At 51.6% G+C, this 17,401-nt stretch carries 19 protein-coding genes; all 19 read right to left on the bottom strand.

From position 1 onward, the window contains the following. Nucleotides 1-2,166 carry a CgeB family protein gene (locus tag PHU01S_RS08445; RefSeq protein ID WP_049869260.1) on the bottom strand — a complete coding sequence of 722 codons (2,166 nt, stop codon included), beginning with the start codon at nt 2,164-2,166 and terminating at the stop codon, nt 1-3. After that, nucleotides 2,147-2,416, bottom strand: coding sequence for a hypothetical protein (locus tag PHU01S_RS08440; RefSeq protein ID WP_021877367.1), 270 nt, complete (start codon nt 2,414-2,416; stop codon nt 2,147-2,149). Before PHU01S_RS08440 ends, PHU01S_RS08445 begins: the two co-directional genes overlap by 20 nt. After that, nucleotides 2,416-3,717, bottom strand: coding sequence for a glycosyltransferase (locus PHU01S_RS08435; RefSeq protein ID WP_127507182.1), 1,302 nt, complete (start codon nt 3,715-3,717; stop codon nt 2,416-2,418). The genes PHU01S_RS08440 and PHU01S_RS08435 overlap by 1 nt, the downstream gene beginning before the upstream one ends. Next, nucleotides 3,668-4,897 (bottom strand): glycosyltransferase family 4 protein, encoded by a 1,230-nt coding sequence (locus PHU01S_RS08430; protein WP_127507135.1) that lies wholly within the window; start codon nt 4,895-4,897, stop codon nt 3,668-3,670. The genes PHU01S_RS08435 and PHU01S_RS08430 overlap by 50 nt, the downstream gene beginning before the upstream one ends. A gap of 250 nt (nt 4,898-5,147) precedes the next feature. Beyond that, on the bottom strand, nt 5,148-5,765 hold the full coding sequence (locus tag PHU01S_RS08425) for a hypothetical protein (RefSeq protein ID WP_127507133.1): 618 nt from the start codon (nt 5,763-5,765) through the stop codon (nt 5,148-5,150). A gap of 127 nt (nt 5,766-5,892) precedes the next feature. Continuing rightward, nucleotides 5,893-7,554 carry an S-layer homology domain-containing protein gene (locus PHU01S_RS26865; RefSeq protein ID WP_218032431.1) on the bottom strand — a complete coding sequence of 554 codons (1,662 nt, stop codon included), beginning with the start codon at nt 7,552-7,554 and terminating at the stop codon, nt 5,893-5,895. A gap of 993 nt (nt 7,555-8,547) precedes the next feature. Next, nucleotides 8,548-9,360, bottom strand: coding sequence for an ABC transporter permease (locus PHU01S_RS08415; RefSeq protein WP_232317021.1), 813 nt, complete (start codon nt 9,358-9,360; stop codon nt 8,548-8,550). Then, nucleotides 9,344-10,300, bottom strand: a complete 957-nt coding sequence (locus PHU01S_RS08410) for an ABC transporter ATP-binding protein (RefSeq protein WP_127507129.1) — start codon at nt 10,298-10,300, stop codon at nt 9,344-9,346. The genes PHU01S_RS08415 and PHU01S_RS08410 overlap by 17 nt, the downstream gene beginning before the upstream one ends. A gap of 188 nt (nt 10,301-10,488) precedes the next feature. Further along, nucleotides 10,489-10,737, bottom strand: coding sequence for a hypothetical protein (locus tag PHU01S_RS08405; protein ID WP_076359433.1), 249 nt, complete (start codon nt 10,735-10,737; stop codon nt 10,489-10,491). Between the two features lie 438 nt (nt 10,738-11,175). Beyond that, the gene (locus PHU01S_RS08400) at nt 11,176-11,679 is read right to left on the bottom strand and encodes a DUF1854 domain-containing protein (protein WP_021877359.1); all 504 of its coding nucleotides are present in this window, start codon (nt 11,677-11,679) and stop codon (nt 11,176-11,178) included. Nucleotides 11,680-11,681: 2 nt separating this feature from the next. Beyond that, nucleotides 11,682-13,988, bottom strand: a complete 2,307-nt coding sequence (locus PHU01S_RS08395) for an ABC transporter ATP-binding protein (RefSeq protein ID WP_127507127.1) — start codon at nt 13,986-13,988, stop codon at nt 11,682-11,684. Nucleotides 13,989-14,025: 37 nt separating this feature from the next. Then, entirely contained in the window at nt 14,026-14,481 is a 456-nt protein-coding gene (locus PHU01S_RS08390) for a S24/S26 family peptidase (RefSeq protein ID WP_127507125.1), read from the bottom strand. Nucleotides 14,482-14,494: 13 nt separating this feature from the next. After that, on the bottom strand, nt 14,495-14,773 hold the full coding sequence (locus PHU01S_RS08385) for a PqqD family protein (RefSeq protein ID WP_048744811.1): 279 nt from the start codon (nt 14,771-14,773) through the stop codon (nt 14,495-14,497). Then, a complete protein-coding gene (locus PHU01S_RS08380; protein WP_021877355.1) occupies nt 14,770-15,573 on the bottom strand; it encodes a hypothetical protein in 804 nt (267 codons plus the stop codon). The genes PHU01S_RS08385 and PHU01S_RS08380 overlap by 4 nt, the downstream gene beginning before the upstream one ends. Nucleotides 15,574-15,674: 101 nt before the next feature. Next, nucleotides 15,675-15,887, bottom strand: a complete 213-nt coding sequence (locus tag PHU01S_RS08375) for a hypothetical protein (protein ID WP_021877354.1) — start codon at nt 15,885-15,887, stop codon at nt 15,675-15,677. A gap of 35 nt (nt 15,888-15,922) precedes the next feature. Further along, nucleotides 15,923-16,135 carry a hypothetical protein gene (locus tag PHU01S_RS08370; RefSeq protein WP_021877353.1) on the bottom strand — a complete coding sequence of 71 codons (213 nt, stop codon included), beginning with the start codon at nt 16,133-16,135 and terminating at the stop codon, nt 15,923-15,925. After that, complete coding sequence (locus PHU01S_RS25700; protein WP_021877352.1) at nt 16,132-16,269, bottom strand: hypothetical protein; 138 nt, start codon at nt 16,267-16,269, stop codon at nt 16,132-16,134. Before PHU01S_RS25700 ends, PHU01S_RS08370 begins: the two co-directional genes overlap by 4 nt. 36 nt (nt 16,270-16,305) lie before the next feature. Further along, nucleotides 16,306-16,806: a hypothetical protein gene (locus tag PHU01S_RS08365; RefSeq protein WP_049869252.1), complete on the bottom strand. Its 501-nt coding sequence runs from the start codon at nt 16,804-16,806 to the stop codon at nt 16,306-16,308. A 30-nt stretch (nt 16,807-16,836) separates the two neighbouring features. After that, on the bottom strand, nt 16,837-17,397 hold the full coding sequence (locus PHU01S_RS08360; protein WP_127507123.1) for a VanZ family protein: 561 nt from the start codon (nt 17,395-17,397) through the stop codon (nt 16,837-16,839). Nucleotides 17,398-17,401: the final 4 nt, after the last annotated feature.

The following is a 17,401-nucleotide window of genomic DNA, read 5'->3' as shown; positions in this document are numbered from 1 at the left end:
TTATAGATCATATATGACAGGCTGCTTGGAAATGAAATTCTGAATATAATTAAATTTATCTACCGAAAACAACTTATGTCCTTGAGGGAAGTACCTATTGAAATTTTTATTTTCTTTTAAATCAGATAAACATTTAAACAAGTTTTCTTTGAGAATAGACGCTTTAATCATGGAGGAATGCGGCTCCAAATTCATCACGAATACGTACTCATCTTCATCATTATCTATGAACTCATTATTTTTGAAGCAGTACTTGTTGCTCTTGCCGATTATTTCACTATGGCTGTATTCAATAGCTATTGCCATGTCCAACAGGTAGTTTTCGCCGTAATGATCGTTGGGATTAATATAGCAGACATAAGTATCCCCGAAGAAAGAGGCTGCTTTTCCATAAAATTCGGCATAAGAATAAACATATGCGTTCACTTTATCGTTATTATAATGATTAAGGATATCTATGTATCCTTCAAAATTATCTAGAAAAATGCATAGTTTTTTATCATTCCAGGTTTGTTTTGAAAATAAATTGTAGACTCTTTCAAACTCTTCTTTAGAATGCACGACCGAAACCATGCAAATCTGTTTCATCGGCAAAGGATGTTCAACCTTGATTCCGATTTTGTTTACTAAATATTGAAGTCGATGTTGATAAGTATGATTTAAATATATCTCTCTGATTCCTTCAAGAGACTTGCGCCTGTAATAGAGATCATCATTCATTAATAGATTCATTTCTTCTTCAAGGACATGAACCTCGTTAGAATTGATAACTAGGTTGTTAAACATAGCTTGAATACCTTTAGACTTAGTACTCACAACAGGGGTACCGCTTGCCAATGCTTCGAAAACCCTTCTCGAAAACATTGTGGGAGAATCAATGACACTATTAACGTTCAAGCAAATTCTATAACCTTTATAGGCCTTCTCAATATCTTCGTAAGACAAGCTTCCAATGATATGATTCTTCAAGAAATCTGGGAATTGAAAATTACTATTTTTGTTTTTGAGATTAGCCTCGAAGTTCCGATCATAGATATCAAACTCATATTCACAAGCAAGATTAAATAAAATATCCATCGCATTTTGCCGATCCTCGTGTCGGTTCGAATAATAGGAACCCGCAAAATTAATTTTGTGCTTCCGGCCTTCAGGCAGTTTGACCGGATTATGCAAAGAAGGGTCGGCAGAAAAAGGCAGGGCAAAAACACGATTATGTTTAATTTTCTTCTGATAATCAGCAATCATGTTACTATCCGTCGTAAATACGTAGTCAAATAATTGGGCTGTATCTATAAATTTATTGAAATGTATTGGATCCTCTTTGTTCCAAAAAGCGGTGGGAACCCCGTTTTCCCTGCACCAGTTCAGCAATTCCTTCAAGTCTGTTTTATCTTGATTGCTGTAAGTCGCAATTTTATACTCCCAAGTTCCCTGATATCCTTTCCATGCGGATTCAACCAATAAAATATCCGGCACTTCGGAATCAAGAGTTTCTTTCCAGGTGGAAGGTGTAAGATTAATCAGCTGGACATTTTTCTCGTAACAAGTTCTCGAGAATTCGTCTAAAATGCATGCAACTTTAAGGCTCTTTAATGATTTGATTATTTGTTTACGTTTATTTGATATAGGTTTAGTGTTTTGTACATAGAGATCTTTTAATTCAGGTTGCTTTCGAATTAACTCTAATCTTTTAATTTTAGCCGTTCCTTTTCCATTTACCTTAAGAGCGCATCGTACAGCTTTCGTTTCATCCTTTAACCGGAACTCATTACGCTTGCTATTGACTGGCATCACGATTTGATTTATTTTTTCTTTTTCATCATATTCAATGACAATTAAACTAATTTCTATGTTGCCATATTCTTCCATTTCAATATTTATATTTAAAAAATCTTTTGAACATAGCGGGAATCTATGCTTCGGATAGACACTGAAACTGTTGTTTTTCTCTATGTAGGACAGATATCTTTTAGTCTCTTTAGTATTTGATATAACAAGTACATTTGCTTCGTTAACTACCGTGATATCATTAGAAGAGGCAGTCCAATTTTTTCTTAATAACGAATGCTTAGATTTAATTATGTTAGGATCAAGTTGATTTTTAATCAGGTTCATAAGACGATGATTATTATCAATTTGGCTATGGCTACGCTCGTCTTTTTTCATTAATTTTCACTGCCTTTGATAATTTTTTCTTCAATCTCCAATAAAACTTCATCATTACGATTACTTTCATTGTATTCATTTTTTCCAGCTTACGATTTAACTGCTCTACTTCTAACTTATGAGTATGAATTTCTTTTTCAAGATTATTGATTATATGATTATTTTCATCCAATTGTTTTAAAACATCTGCTAATAAAAGAGATACCTTATCCCTATCATTCAAAAAATACGTATTGTTTGGCTCCTCCATTAAATAATCACTTCCTTATATATCTTAATGAAGCTTTCTTTTTCACTTTTCCAATTAAACTTTTGTCTTGACTTCAAGGAGTTTTCTTTCCCACTCTTATAAAGCTGTACATCGCCCAATAGTCTATTCACGCCGCCTGCAATCGACTCCGGACTATGCGAATCCACGCATACACCAATCTGCTCGCCTTCAACAACCCGCTGAATCTCGGGGAAAGAGCAGGCCACTACGGGAACTCCGCTCATCATGTATTCAAACAATTTATTGGAGGAAGCGGAGTAATGATTGAAGCAAATGTTGTTCAGCACCTGGAAGCCGAGGTAGGCATTTTTTGTATAATGAAGCAGATCTTCCACCGGCACTTTAGGAAGAAACCTCACTTTCTGCTCCAGGCCTCGCTCCCGTACCATCGCAACCAGCTCCGGCTTGATTTTCCCGTCGCCGATCATCACGACCACTCCGCGATCGAACAATGGGACCGCCTTTATAATCTTGTCCAGTCCTCGTCCGATTTGAATTCCGCCCTGGTATAACAGGATCGGCTCATGCAGGGGAATATCAAGCAGCTCGTGCAGGTTAACTTGGCTGCTCTCTTCAGGCCTGGAGATCTCCGGGTAGTTATGCACGACATTCGGATAAATACCGTACAATTGTTCCGTATACTTGGCTCTCGTATGATTTTCTGCAATCATGACGTCCACACGCTTCACGAGGAAACGTTCAGCCATCCCGTAAATCGGACTGTTGTAACCCGTCCGGCTCGTCTGAACTTCGTGTGAATCATAAACGAGCTTGCTTTTTCTCCATATCCTGCTGCATAGATATCCCTGAGGCAAAGTGTTCAGATCGTTGCTATGATAAAGGTCGTATTTCTTTTTCAAGCCCAGCCTGACCATTTGCAGAAAGATCAACGATTTGTTGATAAACCCTCGACTTTTTCTTGGCAGAACTAGAGCACAGGCTATCATTGCCGAACAAGTCCATAGGGGAATAAAAAAAAGACCTGCCAAGGCAAGTCCTAAGGGTATGGTTATAAGGATTGGATATTGGCGCAGATGCCTTTTCAATCGGTTGGCTATGCCCGCAACAACGGATAGAAAACGGAATGAGCTTCGGACCCGATAAACCGAATAACCTTCCTTTCGGCTTTCGAACCTGGGCAAGTGCGGATTTTTGAAATCATGAATAGCAATCAAGTCCACTTCGTAGCCAGCCTCGGCAAGAGCGGAGCATTCTCTCATGACTCGAGCATCATTTGTAAAGTGGTTCCAAACGAACATGCAAATTCCCTTGCTCATAATCATTCTCCAATATTTGATCTAAAATGGATATGTTTCGCTGCCATTGAAAGTGCTGCAGAGCATATTCATATCCGCTTCTCCCAAGGTTCATTCTCAATTCTTTGCTAGCTAGAAGCTTTTCGATGAATTCAACGATTGCGATCGGATCGCGATCCTCCGACACGAACCCGCATTTTGCCTGGAGGATGAGGTCGGCGGAATATCCGGATACGGCTCCGATGATCGGCTTGCCCATGGACATATAATCGACGATTTTTCCAGGGAGCACTTTATCGAATACTCTCTGTGGAATCAGGCTAACGAAGGCAATATCCGCTTGATTGACGGCTTCGACCGCTTCCTTTTTGTTGGAGGCGTCAATAATCTCCAGGTTGTCCATCCCAGCCTGGTTCACACGGTCCTTCAGTTCTTTGTAGCGGTATCCATAACCCATGATTTTGAAATTAACATCTCTTCTCTTGCTCATGAGTTCGGCAGCCTTCAAAAAGATGTCCAAATCCTGAGCCAATCCAACGTTGCCGGTATATACCACCGTCAGCGCCTCATTGTCCTTATGCAGGGAAGGCTTGGCTTCGATATCCTTGTTGTTCAAGGAATTCGGCATGAAACTGATTTTGTCCGCTTCGATTCCTTTGCTCACGATATGAGGCTTGAAGCCTTCGCTGTTTACGACAATATGCTTAGCTGCTCTATAAATCCGCTTTTCGATCCAGCCGGCCAGGAAGATGATCGGCCTGTGATTGAACGCGCCTGTACCCAGCAGCGAATCCGGCCATAGATCCCTGACATCGAGAATCAGCGGACATTTCAACCTTTTTTTGGCCGCCATGCCCGCCATTCCCACAAAAATAGCCGGCGTTGAAGCCAGTATGTAATCATATTCAGGGTTGAGCCTGCGCACGGTGCGAATAAATTTATACATCATTTCCGTGTATAACAGCAGCCTGTTATACAGGTTATGACTATACTTCCTTGTCCTCATTTTAAGGCGAATGACCCGATAAGGAGGCTTGTCCTGCTCCCAGAAGCGACTGTCCTTGTACATGTTGCGATTAGGATAGCTTGGCTCCATAGTCAGCACGGTAACCTCGTGCCCCAGAGCCTGGAGTTCGTTCGCCATATTCGTGATTCGGTTGGCGGCGCTACCGATCTCGGGGTAGTAGTTTTGAGCCAGCAGCAATATCTTTTTGATACTATCCCCTCCAATACGACCAGTCTGCCGGTAAATGAAATCGAGCTACATCCTTTAATCGACGTTTGGACAGCTATTTTAAAGGATATAGCTCGATTTCTTTACCATAAAAAAAAAGGGGGCATCCAACCCGCCCTCACATCATGCCCCCGACGATGAACGTCTAAGGTCTCATAACCCACAGCATGACCGAGTGTCTCCAGTGATAGAGGTGCAGGAGGCATTACCTTCTATGCTTTTACTTGCTTTTTTCCTGTTTGAGCAGCCGTTCTTCCTGCTTGATCACTTCTTCGTAATTCCGGCCTTGGCTGACGCCATACTTCTTGGCAATCGTAATAAGCTCGTCATACTGCTCCGGCGTGACTTTATCGTGAATGATGGCACGGGCTTCGCGTTTCTTCTCTCGGGTCAAGCCGCCCTGGGCCAGCTGCTGAAGCTTGCGGATGTCGCTCAGGCTCAGCTTTTTCAGGAGAATCGCCATGACGTCCATTTTGTCCGAGACCGAGACATCTTCCTTTATTTCCTTGATTTTTTCTCCGGTCAGATTGGCCGTATATCCTTTTGGATCTTTGGCCGCTTCTTTTTTCGCTGCAGGAGCTTCTTCCTCCGATGAAACGGTTTCTTGAGCTGCTTTTTGCACGTTTCCGTCCGCCTGTTTCTCCTTTGAACCTTCATCTGCAGACGCTTCCGATGACGCATCTGTTTCCCCTGATTTGCCGACGGCAGTCGCGACGACCTGCTCCGACATGGAATCCAGAAACTTATTCAAGAGAAAATTTGTCGTTGCAATACCGCCTGTACCAAGTACGACAACAACCGCACCCGTCCAAACCAGTACTTTTGTCTTTTTTCGCATGGGCTTCCCTTCTCGGTCGGAATGATAGCCAGCCGACAGCTAAAGTTTAAAAAGTCTTCCTCTTAGGAGAACAAACAAAAGAGGAAGACGGCGACTATTTTATTCTTCAACGAAAGTGAAGAACATGTTATTTGACTTGCAGTGCCCGGTAGATCATGACGGCCGCTTCGGCGCGGCTGGCATTAGCATTCGGCTTGAAATAGCCGTTGTCCCCGATGACGATGTTGAGGCTGGCTGCCAGAGCAGCGCCTTCTCGGAGGGAAGCGTTGATGCTGGCGCCGTCTTTGAACGCAGCCAGATTCGTGTCCGTCCCAGCCGCGGCTTCCTTGCCGATCTTATTGCTTGCTTTCAGCGTGCGGGATACCATCGTCGCCATCTCGGCGCGGGTGATCGGAGCGTTCGGAGCAAAGAGCGAAGCCGTCCTGCCATTGATGATTCCTTTGTTGACGGCGTACCCGACATACGGAGCAAACCAGGATTGGCTTGGAACATCGCTGAACGAGCCCGCTTCCGATTTGCCCTCCAGATTGAAGGCATGAATCAGCATCTTCGCAAACTCGGCCCGGGTAACGGTGCCTTTAGGATCGAAGCTTCCGTTTCCTCTGCCTTCAATCGCGCCTTTGGCGGCAAGAACCTCGATTTGCCTTCCAGCCCAAGCTTTTACGGAGAGGACATCGTTGAAAGCGACTTTGTTCTCCACGACGACATAAGAAGAGAAATGATTGCGCGGCTCAACCAAGTAGTCCCCGTTCAGCTCCCCGCCCTGGAATTTCAGGCTTCCGTTATCGATGCGGGCTGCGCTGAGCAGCTCCTTGTCCACTCCAGCCGAAGCCGCAACCGGAATCCACAGGCTGATCGGATGATCAAAGCTCTCCGTCGCCACTCCGCCAAGGGTAAGGCTGAAGTCATATACGGGAGAAACAGCCTTGTACGCTTTCAGACTTGCTTGTTGAGAAGCATCCTGCTGCTTGATCGTGAAGGCAAACGATTTTTGGAACTCATCCGCACGAGGGAAGGATGCGGTCAAGCCATTCACGGTTACATCCAGAGAACCGAATGGAATCGCTCCCCACTTCTGCATGGATGCTTCCGGAATCTTGAGCGTAACCGTTTCCTGGGCAACATTCCCAAGATCAATCTTGAATGCGACGGATGGAAGGCTTTCCTTGGAGCCCGCTTTATTCAGGAAATCAGCAAGCTTGTCCAGAATAGCCTTTGCTTTGTCCAGCAGATCGTTCAACTCAGGACCCAGCTCTACCAACGCCTCGTTGCCGGCAACTACGGCAAGCTTGGATGCATCCAAGGTTTGAACTTTCTTCAGCTCTTCATTGGCCAGCTGGACGGCTTGCTTCACAAGCTCCTGCTTCTCGGAATCCGATGCATTGGCCAGCTTTTGGAGAAGCTGGTTGAAGGTCGAATCCAAATCCGATGCAGGAGGCGTGACGATAACCGTTGGATAGGTAGGATTTACGGGTGGATCTACAGGATCAACGGGATCTACGGGATCTACAGGATCTACAGGAACTCCCGGATTTGCAGCATCCAGATCAAGGATTTTGAAATAAGCTTTGACCAGAGAATTGACGGCAGCGCTATATACAGGCTGGCCGATTGCATCCCTGATGTTGTTTTTTACTGCCTTCAAGTCCTCGGAATTGATTCCGTAGTGATTCAACAGCTTGTTTACCGGGCTGTTTTCTTCTTTTCGAACGTCAGCCAGCAGCGATTCCAGAAACGCCTCCTGCTTGGACTCGTCCTTGGTCAGAGCAGAGAGTTCAACGGCGCTCAAGGCAAGCAGCTTGATCTGAGCGAGGTCTTGGATATGTAGGAAGTATTCCATTACAGCATCTACACTTACGCTTGTATCCAGTCCGGCGGCAGAGGATAGTTCAACAAGAACCTTTCGGTATGCCTCATTGCTGCGCAGCTTTTCAAGGAATGCGCCTTCTGGATCATAGTTCAGGTAGAGGATTTCGTTTGCCAGATCTCCTAGAACATGCTTCTGATCTTCCGTAAGATTGAATTTCCCGATTACCGGCCGGATGAGATCATGCTTGCTGTCGTCTGGAACCGCTTGGACAGCCTTTAGCGCGGCCTCAAGATTTTCTTTCCCCGCAGCATCGAGAGCCTCATGCAATTGCTTGATTTTCCCCAGCAGATCCGACTGAGTCGAACTGCTCGCCGCACGGACAACAGGGACACCGAACAGTTGAGAAACTCCATTCGTAGAAAGAGGAATTCCTGAGAGACTGCCAGCCAGTACAGTAGCAGCTACTGTACATTTAATTATATTTTTTCCAACTTTATTTTTACTCAACTCTTCACCCCATTTGTTGTATATATGGAAAATTAATCTTAGGCCATACTAGCACCATATTTAGACAATGGTCAAGGAAAAATCCCGATTTATTATATTTCTTAAGTCCTAAAACGAGTTGAACTGCTAGGAATTAGAACCTATATATCACTATATAATTATTTTTATTACGATATTTGTATGGTCGAATTCTCCTATTTTTCGTATTTATTCGAATCATTAAATACAAATAATTTTCATGGAAATAAATCACCATTTTTAGGATTTCAACATTTTCAGACTGATTATTTTACATTAAGTAATATTTTTTAAGGAATTGAAAATTTCATTCATTACTTCTTTACAGCACCGAAAAAAGCCTCCAAGACTATGTCCGCCCCTCCTTAACAGGAGAAATCGACATATCCGGAGGCTCGCTTATTTTTTCCCATAAAATTACTTAAGTTCATCGGTTAAACAAAGCCGTCAAGCGGCGACATCCCGCCTCGTAAACACGAACCATGACAAAGCCATGAAGATGACATAATAGCCGGCAAGGACGGCGAGAGAGAAGCCCAGCGTCATGCCGCCGTTCGCCCCGCTGGAGCCCATGCCGATGTATCGGGTCAGATCGAGATGCTGGAACAGCACGTAATCGACCCATTTGCGGTCGATCAGCCCGAACAGCTGGCCGAGCGTCTTGCCCATCAGCACGACGAACAAGGAAAGTCCGATCGCCAGAGCGCCGCTGCGGAACACCGACGAAATCATGAATGCCAGCGTGACGGTTACGATCAGGGAGATGAACTGCATGAAGAAGGATTGGTTGAAATACGACCAGGCCGACATCGCAGGGTCCGCGGCTCCGAACACCTCAGCCGCCTTGATGCCCTTCTCATAGCCGAAGAAGATGATATTGACCAGCAGCAGCGCGGCATACAGCAGCGCCATGCTGAAAAAACCGAACAGAAGCGTCGCCGCATACTTGGACAGCAAAATCTTCGAACGGGACCAAGGTCGGATCAGCAGCAGCTTGATCGTTCCCGCCGTGAATTCTCCCGCGACGATGTCAGCGGCGACAATGACGGCGAAAATGCTGACAAGCGGCATCATCACAATCATCTCGATGGCTACCATCTGCCACATGGAAGGCGGGTTCGCACTGGATGAATAGGCGATTCCCGATACTGCGGCTACCGCAAGGACCATCAGTCCCCACATGATCCATACCCGGGCGCGCCGGTAGATCTTCATGTTCTCGTTGAGCACGAGATTCCCGAAATCAAACAACCGACTCACCTCCCGTCACTTCCAGGAATTGATCCTCAAGCGACTTCGCTTTGGACCGGATTCCGTATACCCGGATGCCTTCCTTCACCAGGAGAGCGTTGAGCTCCGCTATATCCTCGCGCAGCGCGTCGATGACCAGCAAGCCTTCCCTTACCGATGCGCGGATCTCCCTGCCCCCGTCATCCCCGGCAGGACGGATCGACCGGCGGATGACCGCCAGCGCTTCGTCCGGACGGTCGAGCTCGAACTGGACCGGTACGGGCACCGCCTCCTGAGACCCATCGCCGCTGCGCAGCGATCGGATATCGATCAGCTTGCCGGCCTGGATGATGGCCACCTGATCGCACATCAGCTCCATCTCGGAGAGCAGATGGCTCGAGACGAACACCGTAATCCCTTCCTCTTCGGCGAGCTTGCGCAGGTAATCCCTCAGCTCCCGGATGCCGGCGGGATCAAGGCCGTTGGTCGGCTCGTCCAGAATGAGCAGCGACGGCTTGTGCAGCAGCGCCTGGGCGACGCCAAGCCTCTGCCTCATGCCCAGCGAGTAGGTCTTCACCTTGTCGTGGATCCGTTTGTCCAGCCCCGCTAGGCGAATGACTTCGTCGATGCGGTTCCGCCCGACTCCCGGAATCATCCGAGCGAAGTGAAGCAGGTTCTGGTACCCCGTCAAGTATTTGTACATCTCCGGTTTCTCGACGATAGCCCCTACATGGCGGATCGCCTTCTCGTAATCCGTCGCGATGCTGGCTCCGCCGATGCGGATCTCGCCTTCCGTCATTCTCATCAGGCCTACCATCATCCGGATCGTCGTCGTCTTGCCCGATCCGTTCGGTCCGAGAAAGCCGAATACTTCCCCCCTCGGCAAATCCAGAGTGAGGCCGTCGATAATGGTCTTGCCGCCTATTTTCTTGGTCACGTTCCTGAATTGAACGATCGCGCTCGTCTCCAAACTTGCACCTCCTCATCGACCTTCCAGCCGTTTACATATCCTGTTGTATTATAGACCATCAAGCAGGGTAAGTGGAACCTGGACCTTGGTCGGGAAAGCGGACCGCAGGCTGCCGCACGCAAGGCAGGAGCGGATCCGGGCAAAAGAAAAACCTGCCTTGCTCAGGCAGGATCAGCTCTGTGGAAATGTCAGGCCGTCAGAATCTTGCCGCGCCCGATAAATCCGCTTCCCTCTCTCGTCCGGCGCTCCGCAGGCAAGGCCACGATCTCGATATGGGCAACGCCGCTGTCCGAATCATCCGCATCCTGGCTCAAAGCGCAGGACCGGCAGTAGCCGAGACGGTAGGAACGGCGGTAGAAACCGGTTTTGAACAGCATCTCCGCTTCCTGGCGGGACATCAACTTCTCGCAGCATACGCAGTGGAATTGCTCAGTCAAGCTGCATCTCTCCTTGGAGTAAATATAGGACGGCTCGGGTTACGAAATGTATCTGATTCCTGGACCAAAAGCTCAGGATTCGCGGGCGACTGCTCTTCTCGACTGTACCCTCGCCATGACTATGACCTCATCCGACGACATCAACGACAAGATTTTGCTGCATGACGGACAGCTGGCATAGGGCTCTCAATGACCCTAACCATTGTTACGAAATGTATCATAACTCCTTCTATAATTTATGACAAATCTCGATTCCCGTCAAGGGCTAAAACTCATTTTTTTGTCGAATGCCTCCACGGTATGAATACGCTTACATATTTGACGAAAATAGCCAAATTCCTTCTTGGGATACTAATAGATCAAATAGCCCCGGATGCAATACCGTTAGGCATTGCATCCGGGGCTCTGCGGTCCATTTCTACAGGCTCAGGCTCGTCCTCAACTGATCTTGCCCCACTGCTCCCGGCTGTTCCGATCCATCCGCTCCAGCCCGGACAGCTCGTAGCGCCGCTGGTCATCGTCCGTCACGATCCATCTGTCGTCGGACAGCTCATGGATGCCTTCATGGAGGATGCTCATGCGCAGCGTGCTCGGGCCATAATCGGTCTCGACCGACCAGATCCACTCGGAGCCTTTTTTGCGGATGGACACGATCCGTTCGATCCGGGGAATGATGTAGCTTCGCTCCAGCTCCAGGACGGCGGCCTGGCGGCTCTCCTCCTCCAGCAGATCCAGCTCGGCCAGCAGGGCGATCTCCACGTTGTCCTCATAGGATCGGATGGAGATGAGCCGGTCCGGCAGCGAATAGGGGAAACATCGGACCAGCTTCACCCTCCCCATCTGCTCGCCGCCGCGCACCGCCTTCAAATAGCCTTCGCGGTTGTGGTACAGCAGCACGTCGTCCGGCTTGGCTCGGTTCATATAAACGAGATTGTTCGTCATCCCTATCCCACCTCCTGAGGCGACTCGGTCATCTGCTTCTGCGACTCCACCAGCCTGTAATAAGTTCCCTTGCTCTTGTACAGCTCGTCATGCGTGCCCGTCTCGGCTATGCGGCCGTTGTCCAGCACGATCAGCCGGTCCGCCCCGCGGAGCGTGGACAGCCTGTGCGCGATCGCGATCGTCGTCCTGCCGCGGATCAAGCGGGCAAGGGCTTCCTGAATTTCGCGCTCCGTCTCGGTATCGACCGAAGCCGTCGCCTCGTCGAGGATGAGAATCGCCGGATCGAGCAGCACGGCCCGCGCGATCGCGATCCGCTGCTTCTCCCCGCCCGACAGCCGGTGCCCGCGCTCCCCGACCCTCGTCTCGTAGCCCTCGGGAAATCCGCAGATAAAGGAATGGGCGTTGGCGATCCGAGCCGCCTCGATGATCCGCTCGGGAGTGGCGTCTTTCATGCCGTAGGCGATATTCTGGGCGATCGTGCCGTCGAACAGGAAGGTTTCCTGCAGCACGACCCCGATATGGGAGCGCAGGCTTTCCTGCCGGATATCCCGCAGATCGATCCCGTCCAGGCAGATGCGGCCGTCATCGGGATCGTAGAAGCGGCAGACCAGGTTGATCAGCGTCGTCTTGCCCGCTCCGGAATGGCCTACCAGGCCGACCATCTCGCCGGGCCGGATGGCCAGGTCGATTCCTTTGAGAACCGTCCGCTGCTTGTCGTAGCCGTACCTTACACCCTCGAACCGGATCTCGCCCTGGACGGCCGGCAGCGGGGAGGCATTCTCCCGGTCCGGCGTATCGCTCGGCGCGTCCATGATCTCGAAGATCCGCTCCGCCGATCCCATGACGCGGTTGATCATTCCGAGCGAGGCGCCCATGAACTGCAGCGGCCCGAAGAACATGACCAGGTAGGAAGCATAGGCCGTCAGCGATCCCAGCGACATGCTGCCGTCGAGGACATGCCTGCCCCCCATATACCAGACGAGCAGTCCGAAGGCCGCAATGACCAGAGAGAAGACGGGCGAGATGCCGATCCACATATTGCCCATGGAGATCATCTTCTTGACGAGCAGATCGTTGGCTTTGCCGAAGCGCTCCTTCTCCCTCTTCTCCTGGGCGAACGCCTTGATGACCCGGATGCCTTGGAGCGTTTCGCCGATGACGTTGTTGACTCCCATCGTGCCCATCCACTGCGAGTACCACATGACCTGCACGCGCGGCCACAGCCAGAGCATCCCGAGAGCGAGGAAGGGGAGCGGAATCAGGATCATCCAGGTCAGAGGGGCGTTGAGGTAGAACAGCAGGCCCAGCACCCCGACCGCCATCAAAACCTGCGACAGAATCTGGATGAATCCCTCCGTCAGGAACTGCTTGAGCTCCTCCGTATCGTTCTGGACGCGCCCGATGAACTGGGACACCTGCCTCCGGTCGAAAAATCCGAGCGACAGCCGCATCAGGGAGGCAAAGGCATCCTTGCGGATGTCGCCCATCAGCTTGCCGCCGAAGCGCAGGCCGATATAGCTCCTGGCCATGGACAAGCCCGTACCGGCCAGATGGGCGCCGGCCATCGCGCCGATGAGCAGGAGAAGCGTCGAAGGATTTCCGCCCAAGGTGAAGTTGTCGATCAGGAGCTTCATGAGATAGGTGGGGAGCAGTTCGAGGAGAATGCTCAGCAGCAGCAGGATGCCGCTGGCCTTCATCAGCTTGCGGTGAGGCGACGCATAAGCGAGTATGCGCCGGAACATCTTGGCCTTGTTGCTGCAGCGCAGGCACTTGGTCCGCCGGTGCAGCAGGCGCCTGCCGCAGACGGCGCAGGCTCTGCCCGGACGCCGGCGGGCGTCGGAGGCAGGTTCCTGCTCGGCCTGGCTGCCGCTGTCCCGACCGCTGCCAGACGCAGGCGCGGACGTCTCCAGCAGCGGGGAGAAGCCCGGGACAGGCACCGGCTCGTCGAGCCACGCTGAGATGGCCGGCATCGCCTTGGCGCATGCCTCCGCATGGCCGGCGGAGAAGCGGCCCGCTTCCCGCATGCCGTCCCTCGTCATCAGGATCAAGGCGCCGCCCGACAAGGCCTGGCGGAATTCGATCTCGTCGATCATGCCTTTGGGGTAGCGGCGCTGCAGCTGCCCCCTGTCGTTCAGAACCGCGACCTCCCGGTCGGTGAACAGAATGCGGTAGGATTCGAACTGGCGCGCCTCGTTGATGTCCCCGCTCAGCTTGAGCCAGGCTCCATCAAGCCTCTGCCTGAGAGCGGAGGCCGCTCCCGCAGCCTCGCCTTCCACTATTGCCTTGTGCTGCTTCGGTGTCCTTGCCATGATTGCTACCGGCCTTTCCGCGCTCGGCTCCGGCGCACTATGATGTGGAGCGGTACAGTGGCTTCCTGGACATGCTCCAATTGCCCAGCTTGCGCAGCACCTTGCGCGTCAGCGGGATGCGGAGCACGAGCAGGCGCAGCGCCCGGGAGCGGAATCCGCTCTCCGGCTTCCATCCCGTGCCGCTCCTGACTCCCGTCCACTTTCCCAGAATCGCTCCGGCCGGCACGGGATCATCCGGGATGAAGCTCGTATCCCCCCGGAACAGAAAGACATCGTCTCCGTCTTCGCTTCCTATGGAGACCAGCCTGTGGCCGGTCATGATTCCATAGGCATTGACGAACAAGCATACATCCCCTACGGCCAGCTCAGCCGCATCCGTCGTGACGAACCGGCTGACATCGCCTTCCTGGATTAGGGGATACATGCTCATCCCGAAGGACGGCAGCTCGATGCTGCCGCGCTTGCGCAGCAAGGCGGCAACGATCGGAGCCATATCCTCTCCCCTGCTATCCATGCGTGACCAGTCCTACCCGGATCAGCTCCGCGATGAAGACTTCCGCGTCCCGCCTGGCGACCTCGCGGTCGACATCGTACTCGGAGGCGATCCGGTCGATAAGCTGCCCGAGCGTGTTGTGATGCTCCAGCTGCTCCCAGATATAACCGCCCATCTCGTTGACCTTGGTAATGGAGTGGCTGTCGAGATCAAGCAGCACCCACTCCCCGTCCATCTCCGCCGACTCGACGGATTCCTGCCGGCGCAGGATCCGGCCTGCCGATATCGTCATGAAATCTGCCCCCAGAATGCATCGTTTTTTTGAAAATAGAGATTGTACGCAGGCACCTTCTCGACAACCTCGCGGCATGCCGCGATCATCTTGCCCGTCTCCAGCTTGCTGTGCTTCCAATAGAACACCTTGTCCATAAGGCCGATCAGGGTGTCCACCTTGCCCAGCCGGACTCTCTGCACCTCCGGCGATTGGATGAGGAAATGGATGCCGCCAAGCGGACAGCTGCTCGCCTCGCCCCGCTCCTCGTTCTCGCTGCGCAGCGGCGAGTCCTGGATGACGATGCCGCCCTGGCCGTCGAACAGCAGGAGAGTCGCCTCGTCGGACAAGATCGGCCGCGGCGCCGACAGCTCGGCGACCGTGGACTTGCCCGCCCCGGAGTGGCCGACGAAAATCCATGCCTTGCCGTTCTCCACGACGCAGGAGGAATGGATCAGGAGGCCTTTGCGGCGGTGGATCAGCCAGGCGCTGTACCAGGTGATGAGCGCATGCTTGAGCGCCAGATCGTCAAATACCTTGAGATCGACGCTGCCGTAATCGGCCGAGACTTCCATCCGGTAGTCGATCCGCTTGTACGTCACCGTCTCGCCGTTGTCTTCGATCTCCACGGGACCGTCATCGTACATGGAGCCGTAGAAATCCGTTATGTACAGGTGGATGGATTCGACGGCTTGACCGCTGCCGTCCGCCGGCTCATCCATTTCTTCCGGAAACCGGCTGGCGATCCATTCCTTCAGATGCTCGGTCTGGACGTTGAAGACAAGCCGGTGATCCCTGATTCTCGACGTATACAGATACATATTGTATCACCCCATATGTGACAATTCGCCGCAACGATGCTCCGAGAGAGGGGAACGGCGGCTTGAAGCCCGTTCCCCCTCAGGATTGCCGGTGCGGTGGATTACTTCGGACCGTCGTAACGGTCCAGATACCCGAGCGGCTTGCTGCAGCCGCAGGGAGGATTGCCCGGATTGGAGCCGTAGAACAGCTTGCAGATGAACGGCTTCATCCCTTGGCTGACGCACCATTTGTAGAACCAGTTGTTGCTGATATTGACCGTTCCGAACTCGACCGTCTGATGCATAAGTACAGCTGGAGCCATATACGGCTTCATTGACATCCACCTCATCCAAAAAGCTGATCATCAACTTATTTTTTCGGAATCCAGCCTTCCGGGAAATCAAGCGGAGTCGAGATGCCTGATGCTCCTTTGGGGCCGATATTGCCATAAAACAGCCTGCAAATGAACGGCTTGAAGTTATAGCACTTGCACCATTCATAAAAGAAATTATTGCTGATATTGACGGTGCCGAACTCAACCGCCTGATGCATGATGATCCGGGGAGACTGATACGATTTCATGACACCCACCTCGCGTCCTTGAAGCTGAACTGCTTGTAGAAAAAGTTGTTGCTGACGTTGATGTTGGCCGTTCCGAATTCAACGGATGGATTCGGAATGACAGTAGGAGGATTGCAAGCCTTGCTATACTCCACCTCCTTTCTCCAATTTACGATACATTTTGTATCACGTCAAGAGGATTCCTTCAAGGAATTCCCTTGATATGACCAGAGGATCTTCCATTCATCGCCTTCCTTCGCCGCGTAGACCGTCTGCTCGAGATCGAAAGCGCCAAAGCTGCTCTCATAGAGCATCGTCACCGGCACGGCATAGACCTCCGGCAGCGCCGGACTGTCCTTGCTCATACGCCAGCCGCTCACCGTCTTGCCGCTTCCGAGCTTGAAGCTGAAGGTGTCGACGCCGAAGTCCTGCATGAATACATGGGCCCGCTTCTGGATGTAGCTGTCCTTGGTGAAATGCTCCTTCATCTGGGAATGGAACAGCTCCCAGGACCCTCCGAAGTTGCCCTCCCGCTCCATCGTGTAGAAGCTCTCCACGACTTCGCGGGCGTCCCCCGAACCGTTTCCCTCCGCCAGTCCCGATATGCCCCTGACCAGCATCCAGGCCATCAGCAGCCCGGCTGCCGCAAGCAGAAGCTTGAAGACCGGAAATCTCCTTCTTCTCCGGAACAACGACATGACCCCCTGTCCGCCAAAAGTGCCTTAGAATATGCGGCCGGACAAGGATCTAGACCAGCGGAGGCCGATCGAGCAGCTGTATAGAATGAAGACCCCGAGGCTGCCGCCGATCAGATCGATCAGCACATCCTCGGGGTTCGGGGTACGCATGGTTGAGAATTGTTGGTTCAACTCGTCGCCGCAAGCGATCAGCAAAGTGAGCGCGACGACGTTGAACAGAAGAACCGGCGGATAGATGCGGTAGCACCGCTGCAGAGACCAGGCAATTCCCGCAAGCACCGCATAGACGAACAGATGCGCCGACTTGCGGAAGATGAACTCCAGGACGTCGTAAGGATCGGCGGCCGTGTCATACTCATGCCGGTTGTAGGTGAAACCGAGGCTGGGCAGGAGCGCCGCCGCCTGCTCGTCGCTGAAGCTTCTCTCCAGCGCGGGTTTGATCGTCTGCGTCTGGTAGGACTGGGAGGAGAACAAGAAAATAAGGGCGATCCAGGCTCCCAAGGATAACCATAACACCGGCTTCAGCCATGCTGTGCCGGCAGCAGACGGATTCTTGGCCATCGCTGGCGCGCAGGCTCCTTTCATAGGC

The sequence above is a fragment of the Paenibacillus humicus NBRC 102415 genome, assembly GCF_004000905.1.
Taxonomy (GTDB): domain Bacteria; phylum Bacillota; class Bacilli; order Paenibacillales; family Paenibacillaceae; genus Paenibacillus_O; species Paenibacillus_O humicus.
The sequence above is the reverse complement of the archived record's forward strand: the minus strand, read 5'-3'. Positions and strand labels throughout refer to the sequence as shown.

Bases quoted from the DNA above. Each gene is read 5' to 3' on its own strand.
- PHU01S_RS08445 (WP_049869260.1), bottom strand. From the start codon at position 2,166: ATGAAAAAAGACGAGCGTAGCCATAGCCAAATTGATAATAATCATCGT.
- PHU01S_RS08440 (WP_021877367.1), bottom strand. From the start codon at position 2,416: ATGGAGGAGCCAAACAATACGTATTTTTTGAATGATAGGGATAAGGTA.
- PHU01S_RS08425 (WP_127507133.1), bottom strand. From the start codon at position 5,765: ATGCGAAAAAAGACAAAAGTACTGGTTTGGACGGGTGCGGTTGTTGTC.
- PHU01S_RS08400 (WP_021877359.1), bottom strand. From the start codon at position 11,679: ATGACGAACAATCTCGTTTATATGAACCGAGCCAAGCCGGACGACGTG.
- PHU01S_RS08395 (WP_127507127.1), bottom strand. From the start codon at position 13,988: ATGGCAAGGACACCGAAGCAGCACAAGGCAATAGTGGAAGGCGAGGCT.
- PHU01S_RS08390 (WP_127507125.1), bottom strand. From the start codon at position 14,481: ATGGCTCCGATCGTTGCCGCCTTGCTGCGCAAGCGCGGCAGCATCGAG.
- PHU01S_RS08385 (WP_048744811.1), bottom strand. From the start codon at position 14,773: ATGACGATATCGGCAGGCCGGATCCTGCGCCGGCAGGAATCCGTCGAG.
- PHU01S_RS08380 (WP_021877355.1), bottom strand. From the start codon at position 15,573: ATGTATCTGTATACGTCGAGAATCAGGGATCACCGGCTTGTCTTCAAC.
- PHU01S_RS08375 (WP_021877354.1), bottom strand. From the start codon at position 15,887: ATGAAGCCGTATATGGCTCCAGCTGTACTTATGCATCAGACGGTCGAG.
- PHU01S_RS08370 (WP_021877353.1), bottom strand. From the start codon at position 16,135: ATGAAATCGTATCAGTCTCCCCGGATCATCATGCATCAGGCGGTTGAG.
- PHU01S_RS08360 (WP_127507123.1), bottom strand. From the start codon at position 17,397: ATGAAAGGAGCCTGCGCGCCAGCGATGGCCAAGAATCCGTCTGCTGCC.